The sequence below is a fragment of the Microcoleus sp. Pol11C3 genome (genome assembly GCF_036701485.1).
Taxonomy (GTDB): Bacteria; Cyanobacteriota; Cyanobacteriia; order Cyanobacteriales; family Microcoleaceae; genus Microcoleus.
This window is the reverse complement of the sequence record NZ_JAUBQW010000112.1, coordinates 1-21578: the sequence shown is the minus strand read 5'-3', so window position 1 is coordinate 21578 and position 21578 is coordinate 1. Positions and strand designations below refer to the sequence as shown.

The following is a 21578-nucleotide window of genomic DNA, read 5'->3' as shown; positions in this document are numbered from 1 at the left end:
CACATCTCTTGATGAAATTATTCGTGCTTATTGTGCAGTTTAGCGTCTCATACTTATTTGAAATGACTATAACTAATGACTGATGACTGATGACTAATGCAAAAACTTGCGAACTTGATATTCGCGACTTTCGGCGATCGCAATTTGCAAATCGCCCATTTTGGCATCCAACTCCTCGATTGTGCTTTGTGACACCGACTTCCACTTCTCCCTAGTTTCCCAGCGAATCAACATCACCACCTCATTTTCCACCGGATCTACCCAAATTTCTTTGCCTAAAAAACCGTCCCAACTTTTTAGTCCCGCCGTCCAAACTTCCTGATCTCGCTGAATAAACTGCTCCCACTTTTCTTGAGGTACTTTAAATTTGAGCCACTCAATTACCATCTTATTTCCTATTTGTAAATAGCTAATTAATCGTTGCCGATCGCAATTTTAATTATCAACTCCGTTCCCTCTCCCAGACGCGAAACACAGTGCAACTTACCGCCGTGCTTTTCTACTACTAAATGCTGGGATATTGCTAGACCCAAACCAGTGCTCGTGTCTGAACATTTAGTGGTAAACAAAGGGTCAAAGATACAGTCTAGGACTTCTTCAGTCATGCCAGGGCCGTTGTCACTAATGGCGATCGCAACTTCGCTGTCCCCTACAACTTCCGTCCGAATCCGAATTTCGGGATGGAATTTTTTAGCTCCCGAGCCGCCCGAAGACAAGAAAGACTGATTTTGCAATGTACCGTACTTTTCAGGATTTCTCCCCCCTTCTTCCAAAGCGTCGATCGCATTTGTCAACAAGTGCATGAAGACTTGGTTTAAGTGTCCCGCATAGCAGTGAACTCGCGGCAAATCCCCGTACTCTTTAACTAGAGAAATCCCCGGCCGTCCCCCTTTAGCTTGCAGGCGATTTTGCAAGATCAGCAAAGTGCTGTCCAAACCTTCGTGGATATCAGCAGGCTTCATTTGGGCTTCGTCGGTACGCGAGAACAAGCGGAGCGATCGCACGACATCGCGAATCCTTTCCGAACCGACTTTCATTGAATTTAGCAGTTTTGGCAAATCTTTTTTGATAAAGTCTAAGTCTAATTCTTCCATCAAATCTTGAATTTCCGGCACGGGATGGGGATAATACTTTTGGTAAAAGTCGATCGCTCGCAGCAGTTCTTGAATGTAGCCAGTGGCGTGGCTGACATTGCCCGAAATAAAACTAACTGGATTGTTGATTTCGTGCGCTATTCCTGCTACTAACTGCCCCAGAGATGACATCTTTTCTGTTTGAATCAGTTGAGTTTGAGTTTGCTGCAAAATTAACAGCGTCTGCTCTAATTTAGCCGCTTGTTGTCGCAGGCGTTCTTCCGATTCTTGCAAAGCTAAAAGAGACTGTTTGCTTTCTGTAATATCCAATCCCACAAATACCGCCGCCGTATTGTTATGGTATTTTTGAGCCACTATTAAATAAGTTTTATTTTCTCCTCTAATGCTCGCTGTTACTTCTTGAGATGTTTTCTTTTTATGGTTGGCAAAGAAATCGTATACTAAATCGTTAAATTTGGGACTTGTATCTAAAAAACCTACTTTTTGACCGATAAATAGTTCTGCCGGCATTTTGTAAGCGCTAGCTAAATGTCGGTTTACTCCCAAATAGCGCAAATCTGAACTTACCCAAGAAACTAATCCGGGCACGGCGTCTAAAACCGCTTGAAGTTGCTCTTTTGCCTCTACGAGCGCTGATTCTGCTGCGAGGCGAGCGGAAATGTCGCGGGCGATCGCGCAGCGGTATTCGCAGCCGCCGTATTCTAAATAATTGACTTTAACTTCGACAGAAAAACTGGCGCCGTCTTTGGTTTTGTAACTGGTTTCAAAAGTGAGGTTAGTTTGCTGCTTGAGTTGAACCCAGTGTTCTCGCCAATCCGATGCTGGCAACTGCGAATCGATGTCGCTAACCCTCATGTTTAGCAGTTCCGATGCCGAGTAGCCGAAAAGATGGCAAGCGGCTTTGTTCGCGTAGCAAATTTGACCGTCGGACGTAGTAAAAAAGATTGTATCAGCAGCATTTTCGAGGGCAATTTGAGTTAGTTGTGGTATTGTTTCTAACTGCTTGCTTTTGACCTCGGACTGAAATTTATTAGAGCAATTGGTTTGAGCGAGATCCTCAGTTATCTTAGAGGCAAACAAAATCAAACCGCCGATCGCACCTTCGCTATTTATCCAAGGCTGAAATACCCATTTTACCAACTCGCTGACATAGCAACTTGCGACTTTTCCTGATACAGATGCGATCGATCGCCCTGTCACAAACTCGCTATATTCCAAAACTCCCGTCAAACAAGCCTGGGCATTTTGCTCCCAATATTCCGGGAGATTCGGGAACAGTTCCCAATGAGATCGGCCGATGGCCTCGCCGTCGCCCAATCCCCAATCTGTTTCCCAGCGAGGAGAAACCGACAGATAGCGCATTTCACAATCTACCATTGCCACGGCCTCGGTGGAGCGCTCCACAAACCGCCGAAATCTGTCTTTACTCTCGGACACGGCTGCCTCTGCGGGTTGTTGGGCGATCGGGACAGTCCCGTCAACGTACCTTCCCAGTCCCTGACTTTTTTGCTGAACTGGCTTAGTTTGCACGGTTTGGGATTTCCTCCATAGCTGTCAAGTTTGAAAAATTCTGTTTGAGACCAAAAATGCTGTTTTCCCCTGATTTGCTATCTCGGACGATATCTTTAGAGGGTCTCACCCATCATTGATATCATTTTTGATCGGGATATGTCTATAGGCATTACTATCAACTTAAGGCTAAAGGTAGTGCCCGCCTGCTGTTTGACCATTAGGCAGAGATCACGTCGGCGTCGCCGGAATAGTCGGAGGGGACTGGAGTGATCTCTTGCCTGCCCCGACTATTCCGGGGTGCAAGAGGGCAGCGACACTAGGCAAAAAACGAGAGAGACAAAGGGTTTTAGGCGATTGTTGACACCAATGGTCTATAGGTACTCAAGAAAATTTCCCCCCACACTTTGAGAGTCAGAAGATTTCCTGGCGATTGTTGGGTATTTTATACAAGTTCCCAAAAGAATGCAACTGTCGGCCCCTGATCCAAACCATGAGCTTTCTCAGTCATTCCCAATTCTTTAATGGAAAATCCCACATCGAACATGGTATTAGATCCTGTAGCCAGTGCGATCGCCAGATAGCTTGAGAATGCAAGAGAGCGCTCAAACAAATTTGTGCGTAAATTCACTGGTAAAATCTACTCTCCCTTTGCGTAACATTGCAGGATCTAATCTTTCAGTAGTGTTGCAAGTCATCAAAACTACGAGCTTTTGCTGAAATTGAATGCCGTGCTCGTCTATCACGCTTTGATACAAAGTTCCATCCAGCAAACTCAAAATGTGTTCAGTTTTGTTAGTGCGTTGACCCTCTGCGGTCGATCGATCTTGAGCCAAATTATCAGCCTCATTGATAATAATACAAATCCGCTCTAAATAACTTGGTGGCACAAAATTTTCCACAGCATCGTGATCTAAGATAAAAATCACATAACCCAGCGGCACTAAAATTTCCTTTGCTACCGCTTGCGTCCAAGCAGTTTTTCCCGTTCCCGGTTCGCCACTAACCAAAACAGCCAACTGATTTTGATCCAAAATTGCCTGCTGAACTGTATCAGTAAAACTTTGAACCTCCGCAGAAAACGTCCGAATTGGGAACTGGCTGTGAACCTGTCCGACGCGGCTTTTGTACCCGCCCAGAATCACCGCTAAATTGTAAGTTGCCTTGCTAACTAGCGGTGCAATATCTTGCGAAATTAGAGTGTAGCAGCGTCTTCCCCTGTCGTAGCTGTCAATTTGTAGCCAGCAGCCGAATCGAGCCCAAGAAGCATAAACCGTACCCAAAACTTCCAAGCGTTCCCAGCTAACAAACCGCTCCGGAGGATAAGAAAAATGTCGCTCCATAAAACACTGGGTAATTGCATCCGGTTTCCCTAGCAAATCCAGAACTTTAAAAACAGTAATCTCTTGGAGTTTGTTGAGAACGTAGTCGATGGGAATGCTAGCGCGGCTGACCAATTGCACCACAGGCGTTTCGGTAACTAAAACGTCTTTGTAGCGGTAATCCGGGTAAACTGGCTGCGGAGTAATGTAATCCCAAAATTCATCAATTTCGTAGCGAGTATTTTCCGAGAATACATTTAAAATATTTGCCCACCAAGTATATTGGTGTCGTCCCATTGCGTCGGCAATGTCGCTAGCTGCCCCTAAACTTTTTTGAGCTAGTTCTAAGGGGTCGCTCGACGCTAAATGTACCAGGTGTTCCCAATCCAATTGACGGTAAAAAGGTCGCCAACCAGAGCCTAGCAGACCTCTATTTGGAGAATTGTTTTGATGAAAATTATTTTCGCGATCACCCATATCTTCCGCACTCATTTTGCAAAACTCCTACTTACTCTTATTTTACAGTTTTTGTGGTACACATTGTACAAAAAAAGTGAAAATAATCAACTTATTTTGAGATAAGCGGGCGGCACCAAATCTACTAACCAAACATTATTTGCCGAGCAGTAAAATGTATGACCGTCGCGTTGCATGGCTGCGGCATCTACAGTAAAGACAGCCGGGATACCATGTCTTGCACCTACTTGGCTCGCCGTCTGGATATTCACGGACAAATGAACGTGATGCCGCGACATTTTCCTAATGCCTTGACTGAGAATAGACTCGACGGCAGTGCTACCTGTTCCGTGATATAAAATATCCGGGGGAACAGCGGGTTCTAACTGCAAGTCAACCTCTACGCTGTGTCCTTGGTTAGCACGAATTAGAGTGCCTGTGGAGTCAAATGAAAAGCGCTGCTTGTCGTTTTGCGCGACTACTTTTTTGAGGTCTGCAAGCTGAACTGGAAAGTTATTTTTTTGGCACGCATCGAGGAGTGTGCTAACAGGAACCCAGCCACCGGGAGCGAGTTCAATGCCGATGCGCGAGGGCGCGTGACGCAGGTGTTTGCTGAGATATCTGCTGATTTTTACTAATCGAGTATCGTTCATAATTTTACTTTATTTATTGAGCTTTTAAATCACCTTTTACAAAATGTCACTAGCGGGTTAAATCGTTGATGGGAGGCGGGTTTCTTAAATTTGTTTACACTGCCAGAGGGCGCTTGAGGGAACCCGCCTCTACAGGTATTCGGAAAATGATTCCCGACCGTAAAAAATGGTCTTACGCGTGAATTATGGCGGTAATGTGCGCCCTTCAGAACCTACAGAATTAGCTTCTGCGTCCGGGAATAAAAAAGTGTTTTGTGTGCCATTTTTTACGAGTTTTATTTTTTGATAAGTATCAAAAACTTTGCCTTCTGCTGAATGTCTTCTACCTGGGGATGACTCCGCCAAAAACAGCAAAATTTAGATAGCGCCAGTGACATCCTGCGTCGGCAAAACCAGCTTCTGCAAGCCACTTGGTCTGCTCTTCCACAGAGGAGGGAATATCTTCTTCTCGATATTTTTGAAACCAGGCTGCATAGTCTTCTCCGTTAGCTTTCATATACTGCCGCCACAACTGTTCGTATTGCTCAGTCAGCCGGGGAGTAGCACCTGTGACAATATCTCGAATTAGCAAGATTCCCCCTGGATTCATCGAGTGGAAAAGTTTGTGAAATAGCTGTTGTTTACCTGCGCTGTCGAGGTGGTGAATTGCCAACCCTGAAACTACCAAATCGTAACCGCTGCCGAAATCATCTTCGGCAAAGTTTCCTTGCTGCAAGGTCAGCCTTTCTCGGAAAGCGGACAAGTTAGTTTGGCAAGTTTTCAGCATATTTTGGGCGATGTCAAAGGCTAGGACTTTTGCTTGAGGAAATGCTTGCAGAATCATAGCCGACAGTATGCCAGTTCCCGCGCCTAAATCCAGAACTTTTATGTTACCATTAGTTTCAGAAGGGATTAACTGCAATATTACATCGTGTTGCTCGCGATATCGCGGAATGAGGCGGGGAATTAAGCCGTCATAATCAAATGCTCTTTGTTCAAATTGCTCGCGTACAGCGTCTAAATTCATAGAAAATTTTCCTCAAAATATTAATAGTTGAGTGCGTCAATACACTTTGGCTGCTGTCGTTTGAGGGCATATTACATTTTATATTACAAAAAATATACAGACCTGTCAAGATGTAGAAAAAAATAATTTAACAGAAGTTGGGGACGATCGCCAGACAGGGACTTTGTGCGCCCAAACCCGCCCGTGATTTGGGAACTGTCTAGCCCTGCACATATATCTCCTTCAGTGCAGATGAGGCAGAATGACACAGCCCCGAAAGCCTGCCGAAGACGAGACTTTGTGCCAGATCCTAGGAGTAATTGTGAGAAAAAAGTTGACGGTTATGATACCCGTTTCAAACAAGAATGCAACTGTCGGTGTGTGATCCACACCATAAATTTCTCAGTGATTCCCCCTAGTAAAATATAATAGATAAAATATAAAAGGGAATTAGCCAGCAGCCGATGATCGGCTATATCTGAAAAAATCAGTCCTCAGATTGACAAACTTTAGCCAACTATAAACAAAAATTGAGTGGACTCCCGAGTTGATGTGGTACCTGCCAATTTTTCAGGAAGATGAAGAGATACAAAATATTACACCCGTCGGTGCGGGAAAGAAAATTGTGATAATAAATCATGATGCGAGTAGATTAGGTGTCAGCCGTCAGGGGAAAATAGAAGCAATGGAAATCCAACAACGAAGTAAGGATAAGCCCGATCGCCAGCAATCGGATACGCCCGATCACTCAGGCAAAATTTTTTCTACAAAAAAACTAGATTCGTCGCTGCAAGAAGGTTTAGATTTTAAAGGAGCGATCGACCGATCGGCACTTGCGGTGAGGACTGACGCGCGAGGAATTATCAACTATGTCAGCGATCTACTTTGCTGCATCTCCAACTATTCCCGCGCTGAACTAATCGGCAGCCACTTTGGCATCCTCCATTCGGAATATAAATCTTCGGAATTAATCAAAAATTTGCTGTCAACTGTTGCCAAAGGTGAAGTTTGGCAAGGAGACATTCAGAATAAAACCAAGAATGGAACTGATTATTGGGTGTACGCAGCAGTAGTTCCACGGTTGGACTGTAAGGGAAAACCCTGTCAGTATTTGGCGATCGGATTCGACATCACCGATCGCAAAGCCGTTGAAGCAGCCCAAGCCGAAGCCAACCGGGTAAAAGACGAATTTCTGGCGATCGCCTCCCACGAACTGCGATCGCCCCTGAGCGCGATTTTGGGATGGGTGCAGCTAGCTCGATCGCGCGATTTAAACGAAGCCACCACCAAGCGCGCTTTGGAAATCATCGAGCGCAACGCCAAATTACAAAACCGGCAAATAGACAATCTCCTCGACCTCTCGCGACTGCTGCGGGGGAAAGTGTGCCTGAACATCGGCCGAGTTCACCTCCCGTCTATCATAGAATCTGCGCTCGACACCCTCCGGCCCGCTGCCGATGCCAAAAACATCCGCGTAGAAACACATTTTGACCCCGCCGTCAGCTACGTTTTGGCAGATGCAGAACGCTTACAGCAATTAGTCTGGAACCTCCTTACCAACGCCATCAAATTCACTCCAGAATCGGCACCAAACCCAGTGAAAGTGCGAACCGAGCCTACTTCGTCGGGTGTCTTGATTCGGATCAGCGACAGCGGTTGCGGGATCGACCCCAAATTTCTGCCGCACATCTTTGACTACTTCCGCCCCGCAGAGAGCTTCCAGAGCAAGGAACAGCACCGACTTGGCCTGGGGCTCTCAATTGTGCGACAGTTGGTGGAACTGCACGGGGGAAGTGTTTGGGCTTCGAGTCCCGGCGTCGGTCAGGGGGCGACCTTTGGGGTGCTGCTACCGATTGCCAAGAAAAATGCACCCGACGACCGCACTGCTGCGATCGCCAAAATGGAAAGCAGACCCGGATCGGTTTCCAAACCCCTAGCGGGAAAGCAAGTCCTGGTGGTGGAAAGCAGCGCCGAGATTCGGCTATTTCTCAAAACAGGCCTCGAAGCATTTGGAGCCAAAGTCATAGCGGTGGGTAGCACCGCCGAAGCGATGGCCGAGTTGGAACAGTCGCGGCCGGACGTGTTGGTGAGCGATATGACGGTTTCCGGAGCCGACGGCTGCAATTTGATCCGGCGCATCAGAGCAATGGAAATGTCCGAGCACAGGGAACTGCTGCCGGCCGTGGCGCTGACGGGAGGCATCCAGGAAGAAGATTCGGCATCGGCGCTGGAGGCGGGGTTTCAGAGGCATTTGTCGAAGCCGGTGGAAGCGAATCAGTTGGTGAGCGCGATCGCCCAATTGGCAGGACTGACTGGATTCGGCTCCGGAGAGTGGGGTACGGGAAATATCCGGGCGAACACACCCCATGCGCTACCGGAACCTAACAGTTTTGACGACAAAAATTATATGGAAAAATCAACAAGTGACTGCCGAGAATTACCGCTATTGCTGGTAGTAGAAGACAACAACTTTCTGCTAGATAACCTCCAAATTTTATTAACTCCTTACTATCGAGTTGCCGTGGCTAGGGACGGGGTTGAAGGTTTAGAAAAAGCCAAAAGTTTGCAGCCAAATTTGATTTTGAGCGACCAAATCATGCCCAGGCAAAACGGACTTGATTTGCTCAAGGAGATTCGGAACACGCCAGAATTGAAATCTACTCCGGTAATCTTTTTGACAGCGAGATCGGGGATGGAAGCTCGGATCGAAAGTTTGGATGCGGGTGCTGACGATTATATTTCAAAGCCTTTTAACGAAAGGGAATTGCTGGCGAGGGTGAGAAATTTGTTGCGCTCGCACTCAGCCGAACAGCAGTTGGCGGAGCTCAACCGTCAGTTGCAGCAGCAGAAACAGCAGTTAGAAACAGTGAATCGAGCCTTGCAGTATTTGGCAACTTACGACAGTTTGACTGAGGTAAGAAACCGCCACTCTTTCAATGAATACCTCGATACGGAATGGCGGCGTTTGGCGAGGGAAGAAGCACCGCTGTCTTTGATTATGTGCGACATCGATTATTTCAAACTTTACAACGACACCTACGGCCACCAAGCGGGGGATGAATGTTTGCGACAAGTGGCGGCGGTTCTGCAGCGTTCCGTCAAGCGATCGGCAGATTTAGTAGCGCGTTACGGTGGAGAAGAATTTGCAGTAGTTTTGCCGAATACGGATATTGAAGGTGCGGCTTGCGTAGCTGAAATGATTGCACGACAGGTGCGGGGTTTGCAGATAGTTCACGCTAAGTCTGCTGTCAGCGAATACGTGACGCTGAGTTTGGGTGTAGCTTGCTGCATTCCCGCGCCGATGTCGCAGCCGGGGGCGCTAATTGCGATCGCCGATGAGTCGCTTTATCGGGCGAAAGAAGCAGGGCGCGATCGAGTTTCGGTTGCCGCATTTGAAGGATAATATAATAGTTAAATCCACTTGTATGGTGCGTCAAAAATCTATCGTTTCGATTTAAACAAATTTTTTGTGTCAGACGCACCATACCAATGTGCTTGCAAACTTGGGTGAATTCAAATTGCTATAAAATAGTTAAAGGAGGTCGTGCCATGACAGCAACCTTAGACAAACCAAAAGACCAGCGCCTAATTCACTCCGGGATTGATTGGCAACAATTCAAGCTAATCGAGCAGGGGTTTTCTGATTCCCCCGGCATCCGACTTTTTTATTTCAAAAATGAGGTAGAAATCTTGGCACTTTCGCAAGAACATGAAGTCTTCAGCGGTGTCATCGCCCTGTTGCTGGGTACGTATTTTGTAGAAAAAGAAATCGATTTTACTCCCACAGGAAGCTTTACCCAGGAAAAAGAAGGAAAAGCCTCTGCACAAGCAGACCAATGTTACTTAATTGGCAAAGCATCGGGAGGCATTGCAGACCTCTCGATCGAAGTTGTATTTACTAGCGGCAACGAAAGCAAGTTGAATCGTTACCAAGCCTTGGGAGTCCCCGAAGTTTGGTTTTGGGAGGATGGAGTATTTGGCTTGTATCATTTGCGATCGCACGGATATGAAAAAATTGACCAAAGCGAAGTTCTGCCCGGTTTAGACATCAACCTGCTGTCTCGCTGCTTGCTGATGGCTTCTAGAGTTGAAGCAGTTAAGGAGTTTCGGCGCGGGATTTCTGCGGTTTAGAGAAAAAGTGGAATTTGGTTTGTGGCTCTTGACAGCTATGTATTACAAATGTAGTATTAATTTACGGTAGAAAAGCTCGATCGATCGACACCAGAAAACAAAATTTACAAAAAACCTATGCAACCCATCCGACAAGGCGACGTAATTCTCACTCCCGTACCGAAAATCGAAGGAGAAAAAAAATCTCACCTAACTCTCGCCGAAGGTGAAGTCACGGGACATTCTCACCAGATTATTGAGGGACAAGCTGAACTTTACGAAAAAGACGGCACTCTGTACTTGCGGGTGCTTTCACCGACAGCTTTATTGAGTCACGAAGAACACCATGTGATCGCAATTCCCGAAGGTAATTGGATGGTGCGAATTCAGCGGGAATATGAGCCGCAAGGTTGGAGGTATGTCGCAGACTAAGGTTAAAAAACTAACGCCACAACAAGCAGCTTTGATTCCAGTTTATCGGGAAAAGTGGAGAGCGAGATCGCTTTCCACGGGCCCAATAAATCGCTCGCAAGCTGCGGAAACAATTAAAGCGGCTTACCGTGCGATCGGCCTCAAAGCACCGGAAATCATTTGATAGTTTGTGTGTGGGATTTTTGCATTTCGGTTCTAAATTTACCTCATTCTTACGGCAGAAAATCGATTGTTTTTCAATCTATTGTCCGGGATGGCGGCTCGATTTTTCCCTATGACAAAGTTTGCATTGTCTGCTCCAAGCCGATCGCACTTTCGGCAGACAGCAACCACCGCTTGCACGCAGGAGGAACACCAGTGGTACACTTGGCCGACGGTGTTTCGATTTACGCCTATCACGGCGTGATTTGGCCGGAATGGTAAGGTAGGCTGCACCCGCACCAGTGGCAGTCTAAATGGGTGTTGAAAGAACAGAATGCAGAAGTTCGGAGCGCGTTAATTCAGGGAATTACTTACGATCGCATTTGCCAACAATTGCAAGCAGTAGAATTAGATGGTTGGCAAGAATACACGCTATTAAAAATCGATAACGCCGATGTCGAGCCGATTTATTTGTTAAAAATGACTTGTCCGAGCACGGGACACATTCACGCTTTGCGAGTGCCGCCTGATGTGCGCTCCGCTAAAGAAGCAATTCGCTGGGTAAATTGGGACATAGACCCAGATGAGTTTTCCGTGCAAACCTTAGTAATACAAATTTAAAAAAGTCTTGCTACAATCATCAGTTTTATACCAATTGTTAAAAGTCACAGATCCCCGCGCCGGACTTAGGATCAGCCGTTTCCCTACCCGAGCATCTGTACTTCACTCAACTGAAAACCGCTATATTGACAAAAACCTTAATTCATCAAACACTAATAACCTTCCCGGCGTGTGCCAGTTCAAAGGGTGGAATGCACACACCCTCGATCACTCAAAAACGGTTAATAACATGAAGAAGAAGCCCACCCTCGATCGAAGGTGGGCTCTGTCCATGCCAGCTTACCGACAGCTAGGCAATCGGGTCTCTTCGCTGGTAGACGTAAAAGCTCGGAAAAAGATCCGAACGTCCGAAAAAACTTCTCGCCCACCATAAAGCTTCAGCTTACCCAACCGGATCGGGAAAATTGCGCCCGCAGCGATGTTCCCCTGAAATTGGGGAAATGCTGAAGCTTTAATTTTCCCGCATTCCCCTGTTCAATCCCCCATCCCAAACCGATTAGGCATCGTGATCGTGTGCAAAGCGACGGAACAGGAAATCTAGGGCGTAGTTCCGCAAATTGTAGTATTCCGGATCTTCCATCATTTGAACCCGATCGCGCGGACGCGGAAAAGGAATCTCCAGAACCTCGCCAATTGTCGCCGACGGGCCGTTAGTCATCATCACCAGTCGATCGGCCAAAAACAGCGCTTCGTCAATATCGTGAGTAATCATCAACACCGTACAGCGGTGATCGTTCCAGATTTTCAGCAACTCTTCTTGCAATTCCTCCTTAGTAATTGCGTCCAGAGCCCCAAAAGGTTCGTCTAAAATCAGCACTTTCGGGCGAATTGCCAAGGCGCGGGCGATCGAAACCCGCTGCTTCATCCCCCCCGAAATTTGCGGCGGTCTTTTCTGGGCAGCTTCCGTCAATCCCACCATCGCCAAATGCTCGTTGACGATCGCATTTTTTTCCACCTTCGACTTATTCGGAAATACAGCATTAACCGCCAAATAAACATTTTCAAACACCGTCCGCCAAGGCAGCAAAGCGTAACCCTGAAACACCACCATGCGATCGGGGCCCGGCTTCGTAATCCGCTCTCCGTTAATCGACACCGTGCCCTGGCTCGGCTGGCTAAAACCCGACACCATATTTAACAGTGTTGATTTGCCGCAGCCCGAGTGTCCGATCAAAGTAATAAACTCTCCCTCAGCTACATTCAGATTGACGTTTTCTAAAGCCCTGTAACCGTTTGGATATTCTTTGTAAACATTGTCGATCACCAAAAAAGGTTGGCGGCGGCCTTTTCCCCGCTGGATTGGAGTTTTGGTGTTCGTCTGGTTTTTAGTGGTGTTGAGCATGGGTTTAGGAAATTGTGAGTGGGTGATTCGCAAAGAAAGAAGTTCGGCAACGAGCAATATACAGGATTTAACGGATATAACGGAGGTCATGAACAGGGAATTGGTCACTAGCAATTAACAGCTAAAAACCAACAAATAACTCTTAGCAATTACCCTGTTTTTATCCAACTAAAAACCGATCTAAGCAGCTCTGCGGCCGGAATCGAGGATAACTTGGGCCATCGTGAAATCACGTTTGATTTCCAGATTGTTGAGATAGCTGATCGGATCGTCACCACTAAACACCGTGCCATCAAACAAGCGAAGAGAACCACGAGTATGAGTAATATCCGACATTCCCAACTCTCGCGCCGCCGTGCTGAACGGGCCAACCCGCACCACACGTTCCAAAATTTCCACCCAGTTGCGCGGGAACACAGTATCGCCCCAACGTGCCATCTGCACCATGTGCCACAACTGTTCAGTGCGGCTGGGATGGTTCACGGAGTCTCCGTAGAACAAGTGGTGGGCGTATTCCCGCATGGGAGTATCCAGGTTGCAAGCAGAAGAATTAGGATCGCCGAGTTGGATGTAACTCTTGTCCGTGGCGACATATTCCCGTCCCGCCACAATTTCCGAAACCTCTTCGGCGTGATTTGGATCGCCGCAGTATTGAGAAGCTTCCAGCAAAGCTTTGATCAGAGCAATATGAGTGTTGGGATAAGCATTTGCCCAGTCTTCTCGCACCCCCAAAATTTTGCCGGGGTGTCCGGGCCACAGTTCCAAATCTGTAGCTACCGTAAAGCCGACTCCTTCCATCGAGGCCCGCAAGTTCCAAGGTTCGCCAACGCAGAAACCGTCAATAGTGCCGCCCTGCAAGTCAACGATCATTTGAGCTGGAGGGATGTTTTTGAGCACAACATCATGGTCGGGGTCAATGCCGCCGGAAGCTAGCCAGTAGCGCAGCAGCAGGTTGTGCATTGAAGAAGGGTGAACGATGCCCAGGCGGTGCGTTTGCGCGGGTGTTCTGCGGAGCATTTCTTTGAAATCTGCCAGATTGTAGATTCCTTGGTCGTAAAAGCGCCGTGCAAGGGTAATACCGTTGCCGTTGCGGCTCATGGTGAGGGCTGTAACGGTTGGTAGTGGCTTGTTTTGGTGGCCCCCCAAGCTCAACCACATCGCCATCCCAGAGGGCATTTGAGCTGCGTCTAAGTAACCTGCGGCGATGCCGTCTACGATGCCGCGCCAGCTTGTTTCCCGCACGAGGTGGACTTCATCGAGTCCGTGTTTGGCAAACAAGCCTTTTTCTTTGGCGACGGCTAGGGGAGCGCAGGCTGCTAGGGGGATAAAGCCGAGTTCGAGGTTGACTTTTTCTAGGCCGTGGCGGGCGATCGCGGGTACTTTCCGCGCCCGCAGCTTTTTCACCCGCTTCTGCTGGTTGAGGAAGTAAATCATTTCGCTACGTAGAGCGTAGTAGCTGGGGTGTGAGACGACTTCCATCCGTTTGCGGGGGCGGGGGATGTCTACTTCGAGAATCCCGCCAATCTTCGATTCGGGGCCGTTGGTGAGCATGACGATGCGATCGCTCAGCAACACGGCCTCATCCACGTCGTGCGTTACCATCAGGGCGCTGATTTCGTACTCTTGGCAAATTTCCATCAACTTTTCTTGCAAGTTGCCGCGAGTCAAAGCATCCAAAGCGCCGAAGGGTTCGTCTAAGAGTAACAGTTTGGGGCGCAGGGCCAGAGCACGGGCGATCGCCACGCGCTGTTTTTGTCCGCCCGACAGCAGTGCCGGTTGCTTCTCGGCGTGGGGCGTCAAGCCCACCATGTCGATGTGTTTTTGAACGATTTCCAGGCGTTCGGCTTTGGGTAAGCCGCTCATTACCGAATCTACAGCTAGAGTAATGTTTTCTCTGACCGTCCGCCAAGGTAGCAGCGAATAGTTTTGGAATACTACCATGCGATCGGGGCCTGGCTGGGTGATTCTTTGCCCGTCGATCGTCACCAATCCTTCTGTGGGTAGATCCAAACCTGCCACCATATTTAGTAGGGTAGATTTACCGCAGCCGGAGTGTCCGATTAAGGAGATAAATTCTCCTTTTTTAATTTCTAAGTCGATGCCTTTGAGGGCTATGTATGTGCCGCCGTCTGTTAAATTAAATACTTTTCCGACTTGTTCTACTGCAATCAAAACAGACATGATTTTCTTGCCTTTTTTGTAGGTTTTTTATTTTGCTAGATATTGACTTTTGATTGTTGACTGTTGACTGTTCGCTGTTGGCTGTGGACTGTTCGCTGTTGATATATAACAGCTAATAGTTAATACATTCCTGGATGCCTAACACAGGTCTTTAAACTAACCAAAATACTTTGTTTAATCCCTCAACAATAGTTTAAAAAACGGGTTTCTGAGCCTCGGAGTTTGTAATTCCTGTAACAGTCAACCGTCAACCGTCAACCCTTAACCCATCGAGTTAGCTATTTGCCTTGAGAAGGAGCAATCTTTTGCTGCAACCAAGCCATCATGCGATCGAGCAACAAACCAACAGCCCCAATGTAGAATACCGCCAACAGAATTTCGCTGATGTAGTTTTGCTGGTAAGCGTTCCAAATAAAGAAGCCGATACCAACAATCCCCGACATCACAATTTCCGCTGCAATAATCGCCAGCCAAGCCAAACCGATCGCAATTCTCAATCCGGTGAAGATGTAGGGAAGTGCCGACGGAAACAAAATATTGAAATAATACTCTTTCCGAGTCAGTTGCAGCACTTTCGCCACGTTGTTGTAATCGTCGGGAATTTGGCGAACACCTTCAGCCGTGTTGATCAAAATCGGCCAAACTGAGGTGATAAAAATCACGAACAAAGCAGCAGGTTCGTTTTGTTGCAGTGCAGCCAGGGCAATGGGCACCCAAGCCAGAGGCGCAACCATCCGCAAAAACTGAAAAATTGGGTCTAAAGCCTTGTTCAGAAGAGGATTTGTACCTACCAAAACACCCCCAGCAATTCCCACAGCAGCGGCTAGAGTGTAGCCTTTTGCCACCCGTTCCAAACTCGCCAAAGTTTGCCAAAACAAGCCGATTCCGTAGGTTTTGGAGTTCATGAAAGGATACAGCAACAATATGCGCGTCCGTTCGTCAGTCCAAACACTGATCGGTCCCGGCAGTTTGATCAGTCCCGTACTTGACAAGAATTGCCAAACCAACAGAAACCCCAAAACTCCTAAAATTGGCGGCAAGATATTTGGGGAATTCTTCTTCCAAAATTCGCCAAATGCTCCTTGGACATCGACTCCGCCTCTCCGATTTGTGCTGACAGCCATCTTGATAATCTCCTATATTTCTGCTGTTTTTTTCGAGACTAAATTATGCGAAGCTAAGACCCCATCACACCTTTTTAATTGCCAAACTCTTGAGGTAAGCTTCTGGCTGAGCCGGATTAAATTCTATGCCGTCAAAGAACTTCTCAACGCCGCGAGACGTACTTTTCGGAATGTCAGCATCAGCAACTCCGGCTAATTTTGCTGCGGCTTTCCACAAATCTTCTCGGTTGACTTTATCGATGATTGTCTTAGAATCTGCCAAGGTTGTTGTTGGCAAGAAACCCCAGCGCACGCTTTCGGTTAAGAACCACAAGTCGTGACTCTTATAAGGATAGGAAACGTTGCCGAGGTCGTCTTTCCAGTACAGCGGACTCATCTTGAAATCGTCGATCTGTGGTTGGCCGTCACCCATGAGGTACTTGCCCTGGTAGGGAGGTGTCAAAACTGCCGGAGGTACGTCAAAGTAGTTTCTGCCAGAAGTAATGGCTACTAATTCTGGGCGATTTTCTGGTTTGTCGCACCACTGCTGCGCTTCGATCAGTCCTGCTAGCAGGGCTTCTGTGGCCTTGGGGTGTTTGTCTACCCAGTCGCCGCGTATAGCTAGATACTCTTCGGGGTGATCTTTCCAGATTTGGGCCGTGAGGGCGGACATGAAGCCGATGTCCTCCGTAACGATCCGCAGGGGCCAGGGGTCGCCGGTACTGAAACCGTCCATGCTGCCGGTTTTCATGTTGGCTACGGTTTGCGCTGACGGTACTGTTAGCAACTCGGCTTCTGTGTCGGGATCGATGCCGTTAGCTGCTAGCCAGTAGCGAATCCAAAAGTCTTGGTTGGCTTTGGGGAAGGTGTAGGCTGCTTTGAAGGGCGTGCCTGCTTTTTTGAGACCTTTCATGTAGTCTTGGGCCGCTTGGTCTAGTTTGAGCCCGAGGCCTTTGCCTTTGTGTTTTCCGGCGATCGCAATTCCATTTCCCTGAGTGTTCAACTGGGCTAGAACATACATCGGGATTTGGACGCTGTTTTTGGTAATCAACCCTTTACTAATTTGATAAGGCATCGGCATTTGCCACTGGCCACCGTCAATGCCGCCACCTGCAGAGCCGATTTCTACGTTATCTCTTGCCGAACCCCAGTTTGCTTGCTTGGCAACTGTTACCTCAGTCATGCCGTATTTGGCAAAAAAACCTTTTTCTTTGGCAATAATTAAAGCTGCTGCTTCGACGATCGGGATATATCCCAATGTGATTTTAGTGCTTTCAATTCCTTCGACTCTTTTCTCGTTGGCCACAGCCATTACTGAGGTAGCCGCGGGTATTGCGCCGCCAGCACCGGCAGTTGTACCGGGTTCTGGGGGATTTCCCAAACACCCTTTGAGCAGTATTGAACTGACTGCAGATGCACCGGCTGTAACGATAAATTTACGCCGAGAAAATTGCTCTGAAAATTTTGTCATAGTCTAGCCTCGCTGCAATTCATAATCTTCTGTAACGACATCACTGAAGTTTATCAAGGCGCTTTTTTTCTGTTCGCTAATCGGGTGCGAGCGAACTGTTTTGAGCCCTGGTTGGCAGGCTACCGTGTACACACAAGTCTAGTGCTGACCAATATTGTACAAATCCTGTTTCCTAGAACCTTGATTTCTCGTTTTTCCTTCTCAATAGCCTAAAATTAGTGAGAATGAACTGGCTTTATGAGATTCATGCTAGATAAGGGTTTTAGGACTTGTGTTCACAGATATCGGACTTGCGTGTACACCGTAGGGTTGGCAGGGATAGTTTAAAGATTTATGGCTAGCATAAGTCTTTAAACTATCCCTGCTGATTTGACTTTTTTGATTAACTTGATATTGCGATCGGCCGAGTTGTGTGAACTCACTTTTTGCGAGCCTCACGTTTCCTTGGCTTCGTTATTAGCTTACCGTACTCTTGCGGAAATTATGAAACAATTATTAAAATTGATTGATAAGTAAATCTTTTAGGACTGCGCTATCGATAAGGAGCCGTTGGGAAGGGCGAGCTGGTTTGCTTATCCAAACTGGTTAAAACCAAGGCTTGGTGGGTAAAGGTTGTAGCGAAGGGCGATCGGGTGGCATTCAAATCTATTGTCAATAAGCTGCAAACATCTGAGCGATCGTACATTTAATTTGTTAATATATGTCTACTTTTTTAAGGCTGCGGTTAATTGTATTTTAAAATACAGAAATAATGAATGTTTTACGGTATGGCGGTTTTCGGTTTAATGGGTAGTGGTAGGGTGAGTAATACCAATTTTTCCAAAGGCTGCATAGAATTAGAGCCCAGCCCCCGCACCAAGGGGAGCAAGAATTCTTTCGTCCCCCTTGATTTGAGTGATTGAGGAGGATCGGGAGATGTGCAACTTCAGGAAAAATTGGTATAAGAGGGCAATTAACTTTTTTTTGCCAATATAGTCACAACCTAACCCACCCTAAAAATTAATTTATGAATTTGACAAAAGGTGCAGCAATAAGACTAACAATTATGTTTATTTTTCTCGGCTTAGGGGGTGCTTATTCATGGTCAATAATGTTAAATCCGGCTTCTTTACAACAAGCGGAAGCACAAGCTAAATTATTAGAACAAATTTATGTAAATGGCAATTATCTTGAAGCCTTAATCTGGTTTGGATTTGCTATTGGTTTCGCAGTTAATACCGTAAAAAAATATGGAAAAACCAGAACTCATCGCCTGATTACTACCCTAATTTTTTTCTTGTTTGGTGGCTCAGATATTGTCGAAGTACAAACGGGCGCGTGGTGGAACCCTTGGTGGTTATTTGTTTGGAAAGTTTTTTTTGTTTTATCTATGGTGATCTTATTTATGGTTTATTTACAGGATCGCCCCCTTGCTAATAAACCATAAATAACTGGTTCCATGGAAGAGCCAGGGAACCGCTGTCCAGATGACTCAATGCTATCAATTGCTAGTCTCCTCGCCCAAAAGACAGAGCGTCATTTAGACAATTGAATTGAGATTGTGGGCTGCATCGTTCAATTGTTGAGTGCCTAATTTGGTTTGAGTAATACCACTAGCAGTTTCTTTTGCCGATAGGTTGAGGCTGTTCATAGCATCGACTACTTGTTGAATGGCAACTGCCTGTTGTTGGGTCGTTAGAGAAATTTGTTGATTGTTCAATACCACATTGTTAACAGCAGTTGCCACTTCCGAGAAAGCTGCTGCCGTTTCTTGACTAATTTTGGTTCCTTCTTCTACTGTTTTAGTTCCTTCCATTGTCACCGTTACGGTGGAATTTATCGCATTCTTGATATCATCGACAAGGCGGTTAATCTTCTCGGCAGATTTCTTACTTTGATCTGCTAGTTTGCGGATTTCTGTGGCTATGACAGTAAAACCTTTGGCGTTTTCGCCCGCCCGGACTGCTTCTACTGAGGCATTCAGTGCCAGCATATTTGTTTGATTGGCTAAATCTGTGACAGCACTAGAGATATTGCCAATCTGATTGGTTTGTTCGCTCAATTGCAGAATTTGTGCTGCGATCGCCCCGACATTTTCTTTCAATATTGTCATCGATTTCATGGTTTGCTCCACTGCTAGGGTTCCCCTTTCAGTGATCTTTAAAGCTTGCCGTGCAGAGTCAGCACCAGCTTGGGCTTGCTGGGCTGATTGTTGGGAAGCAGCGCCCAACTCATCCATTGTGATGGTAGTTTGATTTACAGAGCTAGATTGCTGCGTGGCTGTGCGTTCCTGCTGTTCAACTGCAGCAGCAATCTCTGTGGAAGAACTGGCGATCGTATTTGCTACCTGATTGATTGGTCGGATAATTTTATCAGAAATAAATAATACAATAAATGAACCCAATACTACAGCAACAACCGTACCTCCTATAGAAAAAATTGCCGATAATTGCTCCGACTGTTTTGCTAATTTTGTTCGCTCAACCAGTAGAGCATCTTCTAACTTAAGCATTTCTGCCAGGTTAGCCCTGATTTTATCCATAAATATCTTGCCTTTCTTTGAAATCACCAAGGCTCTTAGCTGTTGTTCTTTTCCAGCTCTTTTCATGGATATAGTTTCCGCTAATTCATCGAGTTTTTGCTGAGCCAATTTTTCAAGTTGCTCCAATCTTTTAACTTGTTCGGGGTTATCTTTTATTAACTCTTTTGTCTCATTAACTGTTTTATAAAAGGCAATTCTCCCATTTTTGTAAGGTTCTAAAAATTCCTCATTACCAGTGAAAATAAACCCCCGCTGTCCTGTTTCAGCATCCACTAAATCTTTTTCTAGGGCTTGCAAATTTGTCTTGACTACATAAGTGTGCGTTTGCCACTCAATAGCTTCGGCTAACTTATCCATACTCAATTTAGTTGCAAATCCGATGCTAATCATTAACACAAAAATGGAGCCGAAGCCGAACGGGACTACTTTACTAAGCCGAATAATATTTTTCGACATTTCACTTTTTACTCCTTGATTAGGTGTTTACTTTTGCAAAACAGATAGTGTGAAAAATGATTCCTTGCCTAAGTCCTATTAACGTAAGTTGCTAGTTATGTCTTATACATTGATTGTAAGGATTTAGGTCAAAAAACTTGCAGCTCCAACGCTTATCTGGCAAGGGTTTCAGGGTAAAGTAAGAGCTTTTGTCTTGCTCTGTTGACTGTCAATAAGTGACAAGAAATCACATTTTTTCCCGATCTATTGACAATAGAGATTTATTTAGCATCAAGCTACAGATATAAAGTCTTTACCCAGCAAGGAGTCCAGTGACCTGAATCCTTACGATTGATTCACCCTCTCCTCAACCCCTCTCCCACCTCCCCCTGCCCCTCGTACAAGAGGAAGGGGGGAAAAGGAAAAAATTTTATAGATGGGTGAGGGGCTTGAATCCTCCTCTTGCTCCCTTCTCCCCTGGTGCGGAGTTGCCGGCTGGGGGATGAGGGGGAATAACTAGCAAATTGCGTTATTAGTCTATTTCTTTACTCAGATCTCTGTCGATGTTAGTAGGGTTTTTCACTAGCGACTCTAGGGGCGGGTTTAATGGGCAATATAATAAATATTATTACTTGACAGCCACAGAAAATCCGCCTCTACCCACTAACTTAGACAATTGAATTGAGATTGTGGGCTGCATCGTTCAATTGTTGAGTGCCTAATTTGGTTTGAGTAATACCACTAGCAGTTTCTTTTGCCGATAGGTTGAGGCTGCTCATAGCATCGACTACTTGTTGAATGGCAACTGCCTGTTGTTGGGCCGTTAGAGAAATTTGTTGATTGTTCAATACCACATTGTTAACAGCAGTTGCCACTTCCGAGAAAGCTGCTGCCGTTTCTTGACTAATTTTGGTTCCTTCTTCTACTGTTTTAGTTCCTTCCATTGTCACCGTTACGGTGGAATTTATCGCATTCTTGATATCATCGACAAGGCGGTTAATCTTCTCGGCAGATTTCTTACTTTGATCTGCTAGTTTGCGGATTTCTGTGGCTATGACAGTAAAACCTTTGGCGTTTTCGCCCGCCCGGACTGCTTCTACTGAGGCATTCAGTGCCAGCATATTCGTTTGATTGGCTAAATCTGTGACAGCACTAGAGATATTGCCAATCTGATTGGTTTGTTCGCTCAATTGCAGAATTTG

General features: G+C 46.3%; 18 protein-coding genes and 1 pseudogene. 6 read left to right on the top strand and 13 right to left on the bottom strand.

Annotation, left to right across the window (positions count from 1 at the left end; genetic code table 11):
* Positions 1 to 93: 93 nt before the first annotated feature.
* The 6 genes from QUA40_RS21655 to QUA40_RS21630 form a co-directional block, all read right to left on the bottom strand.
* The gene (locus QUA40_RS21655) at positions 94 to 387 is read right to left on the bottom strand and encodes a TIGR03792 family protein (RefSeq protein WP_333129630.1); all 294 of its coding nucleotides are present in this window, start codon (positions 385 to 387) and stop codon (positions 94 to 96) included.
* Positions 388 to 413: 26 nt separating this feature from the next.
* Entirely contained in the window at positions 414 to 2624 is a 2211-nt protein-coding gene (locus QUA40_RS21650) for a PAS domain S-box protein (RefSeq protein WP_333129628.1), read from the bottom strand.
* Between the two features lie 424 nt (positions 2625 to 3048).
* Positions 3049 to 3234, bottom strand: coding sequence for a hypothetical protein (locus QUA40_RS21645; protein WP_333129626.1), 186 nt, complete (start codon positions 3232 to 3234; stop codon positions 3049 to 3051).
* Positions 3209 to 4417 carry an AAA family ATPase gene (locus tag QUA40_RS21640; protein WP_333129623.1) on the bottom strand — a complete coding sequence of 403 codons (1209 nt, stop codon included), beginning with the start codon at positions 4415 to 4417 and terminating at the stop codon, positions 3209 to 3211. Before QUA40_RS21640 ends, QUA40_RS21645 begins: the two co-directional genes overlap by 26 nt.
* Positions 4418 to 4488: 71 nt before the next feature.
* Positions 4489 to 5034, bottom strand: coding sequence for an RNA 2'-phosphotransferase (locus QUA40_RS21635; RefSeq protein WP_333129621.1), 546 nt, complete (start codon positions 5032 to 5034; stop codon positions 4489 to 4491).
* Positions 5035 to 5356: 322 nt separating this feature from the next.
* The gene (locus QUA40_RS21630; RefSeq protein ID WP_333129618.1) at positions 5357 to 6040 is read right to left on the bottom strand and encodes a class I SAM-dependent methyltransferase; all 684 of its coding nucleotides are present in this window, start codon (positions 6038 to 6040) and stop codon (positions 5357 to 5359) included.
* Positions 6041 to 6569: 529 nt separating this feature from the next.
* Between QUA40_RS21630 and QUA40_RS21625 the strand changes: the two genes are divergently transcribed.
* The 5 genes and pseudogenes from QUA40_RS21625 to QUA40_RS21605 all read left to right on the top strand — a co-directional run bounded on the left by QUA40_RS21625 (position 6570) and on the right by QUA40_RS21605 (position 11323).
* The gene (locus QUA40_RS21625; RefSeq protein ID WP_333129616.1) at positions 6570 to 9422 is read left to right on the top strand and encodes a diguanylate cyclase; all 2853 of its coding nucleotides are present in this window, start codon (positions 6570 to 6572) and stop codon (positions 9420 to 9422) included.
* Between the two features lie 146 nt (positions 9423 to 9568).
* On the top strand, positions 9569 to 10150 hold the full coding sequence (locus tag QUA40_RS21620; protein WP_333129614.1) for a Uma2 family endonuclease: 582 nt from the start codon (positions 9569 to 9571) through the stop codon (positions 10148 to 10150).
* Positions 10151 to 10267: 117 nt separating this feature from the next.
* On the top strand, positions 10268 to 10561 hold the full coding sequence (locus QUA40_RS21615) for a hypothetical protein (protein ID WP_333129612.1): 294 nt from the start codon (positions 10268 to 10270) through the stop codon (positions 10559 to 10561).
* Positions 10548 to 10724, top strand: a complete 177-nt coding sequence (locus tag QUA40_RS21610) for a hypothetical protein (protein ID WP_333129610.1) — start codon at positions 10548 to 10550, stop codon at positions 10722 to 10724. Before QUA40_RS21615 ends, QUA40_RS21610 begins: the two co-directional genes overlap by 14 nt.
* Positions 10725 to 10732: 8 nt before the next feature.
* Positions 10733 to 11323, top strand: a pseudogene (locus QUA40_RS21605) (DUF6745 domain-containing protein).
* Positions 11324 to 11819: 496 nt separating this feature from the next.
* Here QUA40_RS21605 and QUA40_RS21600 read toward each other — a convergent pair.
* The 5 genes from QUA40_RS21600 to QUA40_RS21580 form a co-directional block, all read right to left on the bottom strand.
* Positions 11820 to 12665: a nitrate ABC transporter ATP-binding protein gene (locus QUA40_RS21600; protein WP_333129608.1), complete on the bottom strand. Its 846-nt coding sequence runs from the start codon at positions 12663 to 12665 to the stop codon at positions 11820 to 11822.
* 180 nt (positions 12666 to 12845) lie between these two features.
* Positions 12846 to 14846, bottom strand: coding sequence for a nitrate ABC transporter ATP-binding protein (locus QUA40_RS21595; protein ID WP_333129606.1), 2001 nt, complete (start codon positions 14844 to 14846; stop codon positions 12846 to 12848).
* Between the two features lie 278 nt (positions 14847 to 15124).
* Complete coding sequence (gene ntrB, locus QUA40_RS21590) at positions 15125 to 15970, bottom strand: nitrate ABC transporter permease (RefSeq protein ID WP_333129604.1); 846 nt, start codon at positions 15968 to 15970, stop codon at positions 15125 to 15127.
* 64 nt (positions 15971 to 16034) lie between these two features.
* On the bottom strand, positions 16035 to 17420 hold the full coding sequence (locus QUA40_RS21585) for a CmpA/NrtA family ABC transporter substrate-binding protein (protein WP_333129602.1): 1386 nt from the start codon (positions 17418 to 17420) through the stop codon (positions 16035 to 16037).
* A 532-nt stretch (positions 17421 to 17952) separates the two neighbouring features.
* Entirely contained in the window at positions 17953 to 18105 is a 153-nt protein-coding gene (locus QUA40_RS21580) for a hypothetical protein (RefSeq protein ID WP_333129600.1), read from the bottom strand.
* A 321-nt stretch (positions 18106 to 18426) separates the two neighbouring features.
* Between QUA40_RS21580 and QUA40_RS21575 the strand changes: the two genes are divergently transcribed.
* Entirely contained in the window at positions 18427 to 18846 is a 420-nt protein-coding gene (locus QUA40_RS21575) for a hypothetical protein (RefSeq protein ID WP_333129599.1), read from the top strand.
* A gap of 93 nt (positions 18847 to 18939) precedes the next feature.
* On the opposite strand, the gene QUA40_RS21570 is transcribed toward QUA40_RS21575, so the two are convergent.
* Both QUA40_RS21570 and QUA40_RS21565 read right to left on the bottom strand, forming a co-directional pair.
* Positions 18940 to 20397 carry a CHASE3 domain-containing protein gene (locus QUA40_RS21570; protein WP_333129597.1) on the bottom strand — a complete coding sequence of 486 codons (1458 nt, stop codon included), beginning with the start codon at positions 20395 to 20397 and terminating at the stop codon, positions 18940 to 18942.
* A 647-nt stretch (positions 20398 to 21044) separates the two neighbouring features.
* A partial coding sequence (locus QUA40_RS21565) for a methyl-accepting chemotaxis protein (RefSeq protein WP_333129595.1) occupies positions 21045 to 21578 on the bottom strand: 534 nt, incomplete at its 5' end.